Origin of the sequence: Asprobacillus argus, from assembly GCF_032248395.1 — a bacterium.
GTDB lineage: Bacteria > Bacteroidota > Bacteroidia > Flavobacteriales > Flavobacteriaceae > Polaribacter > Polaribacter argus.
Genome location: NZ_JAVTTO010000002.1, coordinates 466,895 through 481,403, shown reverse-complemented (window position 1 = coordinate 481,403; position 14,509 = coordinate 466,895). Strand labels below are relative to the sequence as shown.

At 34.2% G+C, this 14,509-nt stretch carries 13 protein-coding genes; 10 read left to right on the top strand and 3 right to left on the bottom strand.

Annotated features, from left to right (window positions below; translation table 11 throughout):
* Nucleotides 1–16: 16 nt before the first annotated feature.
* Entirely contained in the window at nucleotides 17–892 is an 876-nt protein-coding gene (locus RQM59_RS05885) for an alpha/beta fold hydrolase (protein WP_349241156.1), read from the bottom strand.
* Between the two features lie 164 nt (nucleotides 893–1,056).
* On the opposite strand from RQM59_RS05885, the gene priA reads away from it, so the two are divergent.
* The 3 genes from priA to RQM59_RS05870 all read left to right on the top strand — a co-directional run bounded on the left by priA (nucleotide 1,057) and on the right by RQM59_RS05870 (nucleotide 5,210).
* The gene (gene priA, locus RQM59_RS05880; protein WP_349241155.1) at nucleotides 1,057–3,501 is read left to right on the top strand and encodes a replication restart helicase PriA; all 2,445 of its coding nucleotides are present in this window, start codon (nucleotides 1,057–1,059) and stop codon (nucleotides 3,499–3,501) included.
* 2 nt (nucleotides 3,502–3,503) lie between these two features.
* The gene (locus tag RQM59_RS05875; RefSeq protein ID WP_349241154.1) at nucleotides 3,504–4,589 is read left to right on the top strand and encodes an AraC family transcriptional regulator; all 1,086 of its coding nucleotides are present in this window, start codon (nucleotides 3,504–3,506) and stop codon (nucleotides 4,587–4,589) included.
* Nucleotides 4,590–4,700: 111 nt separating this feature from the next.
* Nucleotides 4,701–5,210, top strand: a complete 510-nt coding sequence (locus RQM59_RS05870) for a hypothetical protein (protein WP_349241153.1) — start codon at nucleotides 4,701–4,703, stop codon at nucleotides 5,208–5,210.
* Nucleotides 5,211–5,297: 87 nt separating this feature from the next.
* Here RQM59_RS05870 and RQM59_RS05865 read toward each other — a convergent pair whose 3' ends face one another.
* Nucleotides 5,298–6,452 (bottom strand): NAD-dependent epimerase/dehydratase family protein, encoded by a 1,155-nt coding sequence (locus tag RQM59_RS05865; RefSeq protein WP_349241152.1) that lies wholly within the window; start codon nucleotides 6,450–6,452, stop codon nucleotides 5,298–5,300.
* Nucleotides 6,453–6,581: 129 nt separating this feature from the next.
* Here RQM59_RS05865 and RQM59_RS05860 point away from each other — a divergent pair, with 129 nt between their 5' ends.
* From RQM59_RS05860 to RQM59_RS05850, 3 genes are read left to right on the top strand one after another with little or no spacing between them, the layout of a single operon-like run.
* Nucleotides 6,582–7,142, top strand: a complete 561-nt coding sequence (locus RQM59_RS05860; RefSeq protein ID WP_349241151.1) for an RNA polymerase sigma factor — start codon at nucleotides 6,582–6,584, stop codon at nucleotides 7,140–7,142.
* Nucleotides 7,129–7,923: a hypothetical protein gene (locus tag RQM59_RS05855; protein WP_349241150.1), complete on the top strand. Its 795-nt coding sequence runs from the start codon at nucleotides 7,129–7,131 to the stop codon at nucleotides 7,921–7,923. Before RQM59_RS05860 ends, RQM59_RS05855 begins: the two co-directional genes overlap by 14 nt.
* Nucleotides 7,924–7,949: 26 nt before the next feature.
* Nucleotides 7,950–9,038 carry a hypothetical protein gene (locus tag RQM59_RS05850; RefSeq protein WP_349241149.1) on the top strand — a complete coding sequence of 363 codons (1,089 nt, stop codon included), beginning with the start codon at nucleotides 7,950–7,952 and terminating at the stop codon, nucleotides 9,036–9,038.
* 30 nt (nucleotides 9,039–9,068) lie between these two features.
* Here RQM59_RS05850 and RQM59_RS05845 read toward each other — a convergent pair whose 3' ends face one another.
* Nucleotides 9,069–9,956, bottom strand: coding sequence for a sterol desaturase family protein (locus RQM59_RS05845; RefSeq protein WP_349241148.1), 888 nt, complete (start codon nucleotides 9,954–9,956; stop codon nucleotides 9,069–9,071).
* A 114-nt stretch (nucleotides 9,957–10,070) separates the two neighbouring features.
* On the opposite strand from RQM59_RS05845, the gene rpsF reads away from it, so the two are divergent.
* From rpsF to RQM59_RS05825, 4 genes are all read left to right on the top strand, one after another.
* Complete coding sequence (rpsF, locus tag RQM59_RS05840; protein ID WP_349241147.1) at nucleotides 10,071–10,412, top strand: 30S ribosomal protein S6; 342 nt, start codon at nucleotides 10,071–10,073, stop codon at nucleotides 10,410–10,412.
* Between the two features lie 3 nt (nucleotides 10,413–10,415).
* Nucleotides 10,416–10,715, top strand: a complete 300-nt coding sequence (rpsR, locus tag RQM59_RS05835) for a 30S ribosomal protein S18 (protein ID WP_349241146.1) — start codon at nucleotides 10,416–10,418, stop codon at nucleotides 10,713–10,715.
* 16 nt (nucleotides 10,716–10,731) lie between these two features.
* Nucleotides 10,732–11,181, top strand: a complete 450-nt coding sequence (rplI, locus tag RQM59_RS05830; protein WP_349241145.1) for a 50S ribosomal protein L9 — start codon at nucleotides 10,732–10,734, stop codon at nucleotides 11,179–11,181.
* A gap of 99 nt (nucleotides 11,182–11,280) precedes the next feature.
* Entirely contained in the window at nucleotides 11,281–14,487 is a 3,207-nt protein-coding gene (locus RQM59_RS05825) for a TonB-dependent receptor (RefSeq protein ID WP_349241144.1), read from the top strand.
* Nucleotides 14,488–14,509 lie beyond the last annotated feature (22 nt).

Sequence of the window (14,509 nt, the reverse complement as noted above, 5' to 3'; positions counted from 1 at the left end):
TTTTTATAAAAATAATCTATTTATCTAAAATATACCTTTTCCATTCTTCAGGATTCTCCAACATAGGAAAATGCCCTGTATCTTCTATCCAGTGTAAGGCATTATTTGGAATTTCTGTAGCTAATAATGAGGCAATAGCAGCAACCGCTACAGGATCATTCCTTGCCCACACAATTTTTGTAGGTATTTGGGATTCTTTTAATGCTCCAATCCAACGATGCCAGAAATAATAACGTTCGTTAATATAGTTACTCAATAAATGGATTACTTTTCGGCCATTATTATATTCCAGTTGGAACCACATATCTTGCAATTCTACTTCTGAAACTTTCCGCTTGTCAAAAAACACGTTTCGTAGATTCCTTCTGAAAATAGGGTAGTTGGTTAATTTGGCAACCCATTTACCAGTCCATTTATTCTTTAATAATATTTGAATGGTTCTTAATTGAGATAATTCAATATGCATACTGCCATTGCAAAGGATCAGCTGTTTTATTTTTATGGTTAGTTCTTCCATGTTATCCCTTGCTAAAATTTCAGTAGCAACGCTGGTACCGTAATCATGAGCACATAAGGTTACTTTCTTTAAGCCCAACTGTTTCCATAACTGCAAGGCAATATCTGCCTGCTCTATTAACGAATAAGAATAGTCTAAAGGCTTCTCTGAAAAGCCAAAACCTAAGTGATCATGCATGATTACACGGTACTGTTGCGCTAGGTCAGGTAATACTTTATAATAGTCATAGCTCGAAGTTGGATAGCCATGAAGAAGCACTAGAACATCTTTAGTATTATTGGAAGTGTTAGATAGTGTATTTGAATCGATCACAAAAATAGAATGCCCAAAAACATTGATAAACTCTCCTTTTTTCTTCCAATTTAATACAGACATTTTTGTTTATAAATTCTGAATACAATGTACTAAAAATTCTGTAGTTTTGGTGTAATAAAGAGATGGTCAGTTCGAGTGAAATTGCAAAGCAATTTTATATCGAGAACCAATTAACAAAGACTTCTCGATACAATTTTGCAAATAAATTTACAAAATCACTCGAAGTGACAGACTTCATAGACGTCATATTACCCATTCCTATTCAGAAAACCTTTCGTTATAGTGTAACGAAAGCAGAGGCTGATTTTTTACAAGCAGGATGTAGGGTAGCAGTTCCTTTTGGAAGTGCAAAAATATATACGGCGTTGGTTTTGAAAATTCATCAAGATCCACCTACGCTATATGAAGCTAAAGAAATTCATCAAATATTAGATGATGCACCTATTGTAAACGAGGTTCAATTGCAGCATTGGCAATGGATATCCAATTATTATATGTGTCCTTTGGGTGATGTATACAGAGCCGCTTTACCTTCCGCTTTTTTACTAGAGAGTGAAACCATCATATATAAGAATGCAACCTTTACTGAGGAAGCATTGTTGAACGATGATGAATTTTTAATCTTTGAAGCTTTACAGCACCAATCACAACTTACAATTCATCAGATCGCAGATATTCTCGGTAAGAAAAAAGTACTACCTATTATCAATGAATTGATCAATAAATCGGCTGTATATATAAAGGAAGAAATTTACGAGCAATACAAACCAAAATTGGTCAAATATGTTCGATTGCATCCTAATTATGCGAACGAGAATTCTTTAGAATATTTGTTAGAAGTTGTATCACGGGCAAAAAAACAACGAGAAGTATTATTATGTTTCTTTCAGATGAATGCTGCTAAGAAGCCTATTAAGTCAAAAGAACTGGAATTACAATCTGGTGTTTCTTCTGCTATTATCAAGGCTTTAGTGGATAAAAATATTTTGGAGTTTTATCATGTTCAAACGGATAGAGTTTCCTATCAAGGAGAAACCAACCAACTTAAAGAACCTAATGAATTTCAAGAAAAAGCTTTAGAGGAAATTCGGGAATCGTTCGAAGAAAAAGAGATTACGCTTCTGCATGGAATTACAAGTTCTGGAAAAACAGAAGTATATACAAAACTGATCAAAGAAGTATTAGCACAAGGAAAACAAGCATTGTTTCTCTTACCAGAGATTGCGTTAACTACACAAATCATTTCTCGCTTACAAAATTACTTTGGTAATTTTATCACAGTGTTTCATTCAAAATATTCCATGAATGAGCGCGTGGAGGCCTGGAACAATGTTCTAGAAAACAAACCGAAGGCACAGATAGTATTAGGAGCTCGTTCTTCCATATTTTTACCTTTTTCTAATCTAGGCCTTATTGTGGTTGATGAAGAGCATGAAACTTCTTATAAGCAATTTGAGCCATCGCCTCGATATAATGCAAGAGATGCTGCCATTGTTTTGAGTAAAATGCATCAAGCAAAAATACTATTAGGCTCTGCAACTCCATCACTTGAAAGTTACTTTAATGCACAGGAAGGTAAATATGGTTTCGTTGAGTTGAATAGAAGATATGGAGAAGTACAGCTGCCAAAAATAGAATTAATCGATATCAAGGAAAAACATCGAAAGAGGGAAATGAATGGTCATTTTTCGGATAGGCTACTAAAAATGATTTCGGAAGCATTAGAAGAAAAAGAACAAGTTATTTTGTTTCAAAATAGACGTGGTTTTTCACCTGTAGTAGAATGTAAAACCTGTGGTACCTCACCACAATGCCCTAATTGTGATGTAAGCTTAACCTATCACAAGTACAAGCACGAATTAAAATGTCATTACTGCAACTACCAGAGAGCGATGCCTAATAGTTGTGGTGCCTGTGGTAGTGCAGCTCTTGATACCAAAGGTTTTGGTACAGAACAAATAGAATTAGAATTGAAGGAGCTATTTCCTCAGTATACTATTGGACGAATGGATCTAGATACTACTAGAGGGAAATATGGATATCAAAAGATTATAGGTGCTTTTGAGGCTAGAGAAATTGATGTTTTAGTAGGAACTCAAATGTTGTCTAAGGGATTGGATTTTGATAATGTCTCATTGGTTGGAATTCTCAATGCCGACATGATGTTAAACTTTCCAGATTTTAGAGCACATGAAAGGGCTTTCCAATTGATGGTGCAAGTATCGGGTAGGGCAGGGCGTTCAAAAAAACAAGGCAGTGTAGCCATTCAGACCTATAACCCATATCATCAAATATTGCAGCAAGTGTCGATCACAAATTATACTGAAATGTATAAGGAGCAGTTGCAAGACCGTTGGCAGTATCACTACCCTCCTTATTATCGTTTGATTAAAATCACACTAAAACACAAAGATTACCAGAAAGTAGATGCTGGAATTATCTGGTTAGCTAAAGCATTGCAGAATGTTTTTGGAGAACACGTCTTGGGTCCATCCTCTCCTGCAGTTTCTCGAATTCGAAATCAGTACATAAAAAATGTAATGATTAAGATTCCTCCAAAACAATCGTTAGGAAAAACAAAAGGGCATGTTGAAAAGATAAAGAATACTTTCCAAGCTGTCAGTGACTTTAGGCCTATTCGTTTTATTATTGATGTAGATAATTATTAGTTATGAATGCATGGATTATCATATTATCGTTGTTTTCTTTACTAGGGTTTGTACTGTCAACAATATTCTTTTTTAAGAAAGAGGAATTCAATAAGCTGTTTGCTATTTTGATCTTCATGTTCGCTTTTAATGTGTTTTTCAACATCTTATTTTGGTCACAACTAGAAACGAGACTTTATGCATTCTTCCATATGTCTTATTTCGTGCCATTAAGTTTATATGGAGGTCTGTTTTATCTATACCTTAGATCGATCGTAAGTAAAAAACCATTGACTAAAAAAGATGCTGTACATTTTATTCCGTTTCTCTTTGTCATGGTATTACATAGTGGTTTTTACTTTTTAAAGCCATCGATAAAATATCAGGTGTTTTCGGAACGAAGATCTTTAGACTACATCATTCAGGTACCCTATTTAGAACAAGTATTGGTATTACTATTACTAATCTATACTATAGTTATTTACCAAAAATTTAAAGGAGCCTTTAAAAATGATAAAGAATTAAATCTCTGGGTGCATTGGACGATTATCGGTTTTATTGGATTTACCCTCTCATTTATTGTCTATGAAATATTGATGCTAACGGGTATTCTAAAGGTAGAGCATGACTATATGATTACCATATGTTCCGCTATATTTATCGGTATCATTTCTTATTTAGTAAATATATATCCAGCTGTCTTTAATGGTAAATCTATTAAAGACACATTACCTTTTGTTAAGTATAAAAAAACAGGTTTGCGTAAAGAAGAGTCTTCTATTCTAAAAGAAAAACTTGAAGAGATTATAGCTACTGAACGACCTTACTTAAATTGTGATTTACGATTAATGCATCTTGCACAAATGTTGGAAATACCGAGGCATCATGCATCTCAGGTGATTAATGAGCATTATAATACCAATTTCTTTGATTTTATTAATCATTATCGAGTTAAAGAATCTGAAAAGTTACTCAAAACCGAGGTGCAACATTATACCATGGAGAGTATTGCCTATCAATCTGGATTCAACAATAAAGTATCTTTTTACAAAGCGTTTAAGAGATTTAATGGTGTTACTCCGACCGTATATAGAGATCAAAATGCATAGCTGCTTTCGTGTTAAAGGTTGTTAAAACCCGTTAATGCTTATAAAGATTAACAGTTTCATGATGCTGTTTTACGTTATTTGAATACAATTAATAATCAACGAAAAACATATATGAGAACTACTATTTTAATGATACTATTATTAGTATCTACTTCATCAATTAAAGCACAAACTCAAAAAACTAAATGTAACTGCTGTACAGAGAATCACACTAAATTCGATTTCTGGGTAGGCGATTGGGTCGTGAAAGATACTTTAGGGAATACAGTAGGTGAAAATAAGATCTATAAGATTCAGGATAAATGTGCTATCAAAGAAAATTGGACATCTGCCACGGGATCTACGGGAACAAGCTTCAATTATTACGATCGAAAAGATGAAACATGGAATCAATTATGGGTAGATAATCAAGGATCGCAATTAGTTTTAAAAGGTAAGCCTGAAAAAAATAAGATGATTTTAAAGAGTACCTTACAAAAAGGGCAAAAGATTCCTTTTTTCTACCATCAAATTACGTGGACATTAAGAAAAGATGGCACGGTATTGCAGCATTGGGAGATCTATGACAAGGATCATAAAAAGTTAAGATCTCTATTTAAAGGAGTTTATCATAAAAAATAATTGGTTTTAAGACCAGGTTTGGATTGCCCATGCTACACAAGATCAAAGTTGTAAATTTAGATTGGTTATGGTGTTAGTATGGGCTATTTAGTTCTTTGTTAGAGCTTTCCATTTATTCAAGATTTCTTCTTCTCTTGCCAAAACAGTATTGGGATTACCTTCAAATCGCTCACGAATTTCGTCTGTTAAAGCATCAGAGTACCACCAATCATGAGTCTCTTTAATAGATTTTTTTAGGTTTCTATAGGTCAACCCGTTTTTCTTTGCTTTTTCGGTACTTACTCGTGCAGAGCCATAACTATAGGCATCCTGCATAATCCAGGGAACTATATAGTGCACCTTATTTTTCTTCAAAAAGTCATAATCATCTATATATATAAGATGGTTGTTAACATCGAATGTAGATGCTGCCTTTTTAACGAAGTTTTGCATTGTCATAGGCTCAGATGGACCAACAGCGTTAAAAGTTCCGTGAGTCTTATTTTCAGCAAGTCGAATACACCATTCGGCAACATCTCTCACATCAATATATTGTACGGGGTCGTCTTCTTTTCCTGGCACCAAGATGTTGCCTCCTTTAGACAATCGAATTGGCCAATGTATAAATCGATTTGTCAAATCTCCGGGGCCAAACATATATGTAGGCCGCACCACAATCGTTCTGTCGACTCCAAAAGCTTTTTCAGCTTCTAATTCAGAATTTGCTTTCATCACACCATAATCATAGCTCATTTTCAAAACATCATCCGTAACTCCTTTAGGAGTATTTAATAAGACCTTTGCGTCTTCTTTTATACCACCCGATGTATATGGGAAATAGACACCAGTTGATGATATATATAGATAAATCCCTGATTTTTCTTTCAATAAGTTCGCTGTCTTTCTGGTCCAATCAGTTTTTCGTCCAGAATTATCAATTACCACATCCCAATGTCTATTTTCCAAGGCTGAAAGGTCATTCTCTCTATCTCCAATCAATTGTTCAACCTTATCAAAGACATCTCTATGAATTGTTGGTTTTGTCTTACCTCTAGTAAATGTACTTACAGAATGCCCTTTAGAAATGGCATATGCTATTTGATGAGGGCCTAAAAAACTAGTACCACCGAGAATCAAAATACTCAGTTTTTCTGATGTTTTGTTGGCTGTGCAAGCATACAATGACTCACCCAGTAGTGAGATTCCAACTCCTAACAAGACCCCTTTTTTAATAAATGTTCTTCTCGATTTAGATCTACTCATTAGATTGGTATTAAGTTTGTTAGTAATATACATAGCTAAGCTAAACAAAAAATAATTATTGTTTAAGCAACCATTTTTACAAGTATGTAGTCTATATATTTGTAAGGCAATAAAACCAAAAGATCTAGATTGAAAATTATTCCATTACATACTTCTCAAGCTTCCTTATTAAAGAAAGCAAGCAGACAAAGTAGGGACGCTCAACAACAATTGTTCGAGCAGTATGCTCCTAAAATGTTGGGTGTTTGTAGACAGTATGTAAAAGATAATCATCATGCTGAAGATTTGATGCTTACTGGATTTTTAAAGGTTTTTACAAACTTACATAAGTTTAAGAACGAAGGGAGTTTTGAAGGTTGGATTCGAAGAATAATGATTAATACATGTATATCCTACCTACGTAAGAAAAACCCTATACAATTAACGGATGAAGATTTCATGTTTAATGATGAAGCTACAGAAAGTTTAGAAAACACATCTGTAGAAGATATTCAAAAGTTGATTGATGCGTTACCCGAAGGCTATAAAATTGTATTTAACCTTTTTGCAATAGAAGGTTTTAAACATGCAGAAATAGCTGAAAAATTAGGGATAACAGTGAGTACGTCGAAGTCACAATTATTTAAAGCCAGAAAATGGTTACAAGAGAATTATATTAAAATGAACGCGATTAGTAATGGGGATAGATAAGGACATAAAAGATAAATTTGAAGAGAGAGCTATTCAACCTTCAGTATCAGCATGGGAACGATTGTCAGATCAATTAGACATGCATGCTAGAAGAAAAAGAAGAAGGCGGTTTTTTTATATAAGCTCAGCGGCTTCCATTTTATTACTAGTTTCAGTTTTTTTACTATCGACAAAAACGGATACGATTGAAGAACCAATCATACCTGAGAAGATGATTGTAGATAAACCTGTAAAGTTGCCAGAACTTAAAAAGGAATTGAATAATGTTCTGGAAGAAAATGACGCTATTGTGGCTGCAAAAAATATTTCAAAAGAAGAAATTACTCCGCAAAAAGTGTCAATAAAAAAAGGAAACTATCGAAATAAAAAAGTGGTTCCTGCAAAAACAACAAAGACTATTGCACCTCCTAAAGAGGTAATTGCGATAATAAAAAATCCAGTAGCTAAGGAGAATAAAATCAAGACAGATTTAGGCATAGCAGCTAGCAATAAGAAAAGCACCTCTCGAATTTCTGTAAATAGTGATGCACTATTGTATTCCGTTACACATACCGAAAAAGAAGTGATCGCTTATTATAGAGCGCATAAATTGGATAGAGAGGATGTATTAAAATCGATTAAATTACAATTAAAAAAATCGAATTTAAAGATAGATGCAAGAGCTATACTAGCGGATGTAGAGCGAGATATTGATGATGCCAGTTTTAAAGAGAACTTTATGAAAATTATCAAAAAGCGTGTGTCAGATCTAGCAACGGCTATCGCTTCAAGAAACGATTAACATTACAAAAAATTAAAACGAATACCATGAAAAGAATACTACTTATACTAGTGTTGTTAAGTACAACTATGGCTTTTTCTCAGCGCGGAAGCTTTGAGGAAGAAGTAAAAAAAATATCAAAAAGGATTGATAGAATTACAAAACAACAAAAGGATTCTCTTAAAGATAGAGTTCGAGATATAAATCGTAAGGTTGATAGAGGAGACATCACCAGAGAAGAAGGGAAAAAATTAAAAAAAGAAGCCGCTGAGTATCACGCAAAGAATATCGAACGATTGGTGAGTGTGGAGGAGTTAAAACTTCAACAATTAGTCCAGGATAAAATAGACGGAAAGATCTTTTATGATGACGACTATTATGAAGAAAACATTCTGACCATTGGTAAAAACACTTTTAAACTTAGAATAAGCAACGATACCAAAAGAGATATAGAAGATCGATGGCGAAATAGGCGACAACGTAGGTGGAATCGAAGAACAACAACTCAATTCATTTTCGCCATGGGAGCGAATAATGTGCTTCAAGATCATAAAATCTCTTCTTTAAATAATTCTCCATACATGTTCTGGAAATCTAGATTTTATGAAGTTGGTTTAACAGCTAAGTATAGGTTAAGCAGACAAGCTTCTCAGACTTATTTAAAATACGGAATCTCATTTCTGTGGAATAATTTAAGAGCAGAGAACAATCAATATCATGTGGTTAATGGTGATGTTACTGAATTGCAAACCTTTGCAGGAAGTTTATCCGAAAGTAGGTTAAGACATGTGCAAATGATCTTTCCAGTACATTTAGAATTTGATTTTTCTAAAAATAGGGTATATGATGATGGAAGAATACGAGATCGACGAAACAATTCATTTAGAATAGGAATTGGTGGATTTGCAGGGTTTAAGTTAGGCACAAGACAATACTTAGAATATACCGATCTTTCGGGCACTAGAGTAGAAGAGTTGCAGCGTGGGACATTTAATACAAATATTATAAATTATGGTATCAGTACATACTTTGCCTATAGAAGTACAGGATTATATGTGAAATATGATTTGAATCCATTCTTTAAAAATACAGAAACACGGAATATTTCTATCGGAGTCAGATTCGATTTGGATTAATTATGAAAGCCAGCTTTATGCTGGCTTTTTTTACATCTTCTCTTTCCATTTTTTCCTTAAGTCACTAGATAATATACCTGTACCATCATGTTTCCAACCAGGGGGCTTTAAAAGGTATTTAAGCTTGTTAGTAATATTTGTCTTAGATCTAAATAGATCTTTCAATAAGAAATACCATTCATTAAATGCCACTTTTATAGGATTATAAGTATCAATATTTTTAGTAAGCCCATATATTGGTTCTTCCACTTCGGGTTCAAAAGTACCAAACATTCGATCCCAAATAATAAAAATACCTGCATGGTTGCGATCCAAATATTGTGGATTTGTAGCATGATGCACTCGATGATGAGAAGGTGTATTAAAAATAAACTCAAACCACCTTGGCATTTTACCAATCAATTCTGTATGAATCCAATATTGATAAATCAAACTGATAGACATTTGCATCAAAATCATCGCTGGATGAAAGCCCAACAAAGGCAACCATAGATAAAAAATAAATGAGGTGAAACTTCCTGTCCAAGTCTGACGTAATGCTGTACTCAAATTATATTTTTGTGAAGAGTGGTGTACAATATGGCTTGCCCAAAAAAACCGGACGGTATGACCAATTCTATGATTCCAATAGTAGGTAAGATCATCGGCAAATAGAATTAATACCCATGCCCACCAGCTAAATGGAATTGTAAACATTCGTAAATAGTTGTAAACCAGCAATAAAAAGAAAAACACCATTCCTTTTGAGAGCAACCCTATACCTACATTACCCAACCCCATTATAATCGAGGTGATCGCATCTTTATATTCATAATCCTTAGATTTTATACGTACTGTAGCGATTATTTCGATAATCACTGTTAATGCAAAAAAAGGAATAGCATAATGAATTAAATTGGGCATTTCCGGTATATCCATGTATTTGATGGTTTTAGAACACAAAGATGACAATTTTTATATGCAAAAGATGCATGGTTAAAACAAAAAAAGTCACTATATTTGCAGCCTTAAAATAAATTTTAAACAAACATTATGAATCATTACGAAACTGTTTTCATTTTGAATCCCGTTTTATCTGACACTCAGATAAAGGAAACAGTACAAAAGTTTGAGGACTATTTGGTTTCTAAAGGTGCCGAAATGATTTCGAAAGAGGACTGGGGCTTAAAAAAATTAGCATACCCTATCCAAAAGAAAAAAAGTGGTTTTTATCACTTACTAGACTACAAAGTAGCAGGAGAAGCTATTTCTGCTTTTGAATTAGAGTTCAGAAGAGATGATAGCGTTATGCGTTATTTAACTGTAAAGTTAGATACACATGCTGCAGCTTGGGCTGAAAAAAGAAGAGAACGTGTTAAATCTGCAAAAAAATAAGACATGGCATCATCAATAGAACAACAAGCAAAAGGAAACAAGCAAGGTGAAGTACGTTACTTAACCCCGCTTGACATAGACACAAAAAAGGAAGCTAAATACTGTCGTTTTAAAAAGAGTGGTATTAAGTACATCGATTATAAAGATGCAGACTTCTTAATGTATTTAGTAAACGAACAAGGTAAAATCTTACCAAGACGTTTAACAGGAACATCATTAAAATATCAACGTAAAGTTGCACAAGCTATTAAAAGAGCTCGTCATTTAGCATTAATGCCTTACGTTGGAGATATGTTAAAATAATTAAAGAAGTAGAATCATGGAATTGATATTAAAACAAGACGTAGAAAATTTAGGATTTAAAGATGATATCGTAACTGTTAAGAATGGATATGGTAGAAATTTCTTAATTCCTCAAGGTCAAGCAATTTTAGCTACTTCTTCTGCAAAGAAAGTATTAGCTGAAAACGTAAAGCAACGTGCATTTAAAGAAGCTAAATTAATTGAAGATGCTAACAAGTTAGCAGAAGCTATTAAAGGTTTAGAGATTAAAATCGCTTCTAAAGTAGGTACAGGAGACAAATTATTTGGTTCTGTAAACAATATTAATGTTGCCGAAGCTATTGCTAAATCTGGAACAGAAGTTGACAAGAAATACATTAAAGTTATTGGAGGTTCTGTAAAAAGATTAGGTAAGTACAACGCTTCTGTAAGATTACACAGAGAAGTAGTTGCTGACATTACTTTTGAAGTAGTTGCAGAAAAATAAATTACTGTTAACTATCTGTTAATAAATAGTATAACCCATACATAATGTATGGGTTTTTTTATGCTTATATTTAAGGGAATAACTTTTAAATCAAACAAAATGATAAAAAAACTACTTCCTTTTTTGTTGTTATTTGGTGGTATGAGTTTCATAGCTCACGCTCAGGTAACCACATCTAAGATTAAAGGAACCGTAACAGATAGTAAAGGCGAAGTGCTTTTTGGAGCAACCGTAGCCGTACTACACATTCCTACTGGTACCGTATCTGGAACCATTACCCAGGAAAATGGAAAATACACTATCCCTAACCTACGAGTAGGAGGACCATACAAAGTTACGTTTAGCTATGTTGGTTTTACTTCTCAGGATGTAACAGCTATTTTTTTAACCTTAGGTAAAACAACCACTGTAAATGGTACACTTACCGAAGAAGGTACTAAGTTAGATGAAATAGTAATAAAGGCTTCTAGTAGTAAGGTCTTTGGCAAAGACAGAACCGGAGCTCAAACTAATGTAAGCGCTCAACAATTAAAAACCTTGCCAACAATTTCACGTTCGGCTACTGACTTCACAAGGTTAGAGCCTACCGCAAGCGGAAATTCATTCGGCGGGAGAAATGATCAGTTTAATAACTTTTCTTTAGATGGATCTATTTTTAATAATCCATTTGGTTTAGATGCACCAACGCCTGGTGGCCAAACAGATGCACAACCTATTTCGTTAGATGCAATTGAGCAAATTTCTGTTTCTATTGCTCCATACGATGTGACACTTTCAGGTTTTACTGGCGCTTCAGTAAATGCAGTAACAAAGAGTGGTACCAATGAGTTTAAAGGAACGGCCTATAGCTTTTTTAGAGATGAAAGTTTAACCGGCGGGACTATTAAAGGAGATAATGTTACCAAACCCGATTTGAGTCAAACGCAATTCGGTTTCAGTATTGGAGGTCCCATTGTAAAAAATAAAGTATTCTTTTTTGCTAATTTTGAAAAGGATGATCGATCTGACCTTGGAACTAACGGGTGGGTTCCTAATACCGGTTCAGGTGCTATTAATGAATCGAGTGTAGCCCAAGCTGATTTAATTACTGTACAAAATGCGCTAGCTGGCCTAGGTTATAATACTGGAAGATATGATGATTTTACCTATGGTGCAGAATCTACCAAAGGAATTATTAAATTAGACTGGAATCTAAATGAAAAGAACAGGTTAGCCTTAATTTATAATTTTCTGAATGCTTCTAAAGAAAAACCGGCACACCCAACAGCTCTTGGTCTTAGAGGTCCCAGTTTTCAAACGTTACAATTTGAAAATTCAGGATATGAGATCAACAATAATATCAATTCTTTCCAACTAGAATTAAATTCTACCATCACAGATAAGATTACGAATAAATTACAAGTAGGGTATACGCATTTCGATGATTTTAGAGATCCATTATCTACACCTGCACCAGCTATTACCATTAAAGATGGTAATGGAAATAATTACATTATTGCAGGTCACGAACCTTTTTCTATCCACAATAGATTAGATCAAAAAGTATTTCAAGTGACCAATAATGCCAATTTCTTTTCTGGAGATCATACTATAACTGCAGGATTTTCTTTTGAAAAATTCCAATTCGACAATTCTTTTAATTTAGGAGCATATGGATATGATGAAAACGGAGATTTTGTGCAAGAAGTAGGAGCCTTTGCTTCTTATCCTAGCCTTGCAGCCTTCCTTACAGATGTAAACGATGGAACTATGGCAGCCGCATTGGCGAATGCACAAAGTGTTGCAGATGCAAACAACGCGTTACCAGACGGTCAAGGTTGGTCTTTAGCAGAGACCAATGTAGGACAATTATCATTTTATGTCCAGGATGAATGGAATATCAACGATGATTTTAAATTGACCTATGGTATTCGTTTTGACAAACCACTATATTTTGACACGCAAGACAAAATTGATGAGAATATTGCTCGAAAGCCTTTTACATTTCAACCTAATAATGATTATTTTAACCCTAATACCAATCAAATTACGAAACTAGATTCAAGACAGCTTCCAAGTAATAGCTTTTTGATATCTCCAAGAGTCGGATTTAATTGGGATGTAGATGGGGAAGGAGTTACACAAGTACGAGGTGGATCTGGAGTATTTACAGGTCGTTTTCCTTTTGTATGGTTAGGTAATCAAGTTCAAGGGCTGGATTTCTTTTTCTATCAAGTAGTAGATCCTGATTTTAAATGGCCACAAGTTTGGCGAACAAATGTAGGAGTAGACCATCGATTTGAGAGTGGTTTAGTAGCTTCTGCCGATGTTTCTTATACAAAAGACATCAATGGAGCACATGTGCAGAATTGGGGTTTAAGAAACCCTTCAGGAAGACTAAATGCTCCAGGAGATAATAGACCTATTTATTTACCAGGAGATTTTATTAGCAATAATGCCTATGTTTTCACAAACTCTGATAAAGGGAGAATATGGAATACAACGTTCAAACTTCAAAGAACCTATGAGAATGGTTTGTACACGAGTATTGCATATAACTATTTGAATGCCAAAGATGTGAACTCGATTGAAGCTGAAATTACTGGAGATGCATTTGATTTTAACCCAAATACAGGGAATGCAAACAATGATGTACTTTCTTTCTCTAAATACGGAGATACACATAGGTTTGTAGGTGTGTTATCTAAAAAGTTTACATTCTTTGGAGGTAATTCTCCAACAACAATTACGGCTTTCTTTGAATATGCACAGGGTGGTCGATTCAATTATACCTATGCAGGTAATATTAATGGCGATTCTTCTTTTCAGAATAATGACCTGTTATATATACCTACGATCTCAGAAGTAAATTTAATGACATTTTCTGCCTCAGGGCCTAACGGTGAAACTGCTCAACAACAAGCGCAAGCTTTTGAAGCCTATATTCAACAAGATGATTATCTAAGTAATAATCGTGGTAAGTATATGGAACGTTACGGAGCTATAGCACCTTGGAGAAGTAGATGGGATATTAAAATTTTACAGGATTTTAACTTTACAATAAAAGGAGATAAAACAAATACGATTCAGTTAAGTCTAGACATCCTAAATTTTGGAAACTTATTGAGTTCTAACTGGGGAGTGGTAGAAGTTCCTAACAACCTTTCTCCAATATCTGTCGATTTTCCAAGAGACATTAACGGAAACATTACAAACCCAAGTACTCCGATCTATTCTTTTGATGCTACATTAACGGAAACATTCGGAACAGACAGTAGTCTGTTATCTCGTTGGCAAATGCAATTTGGATTACGATATATTTTCTAATTAGCTTAGAAATGATGATCTT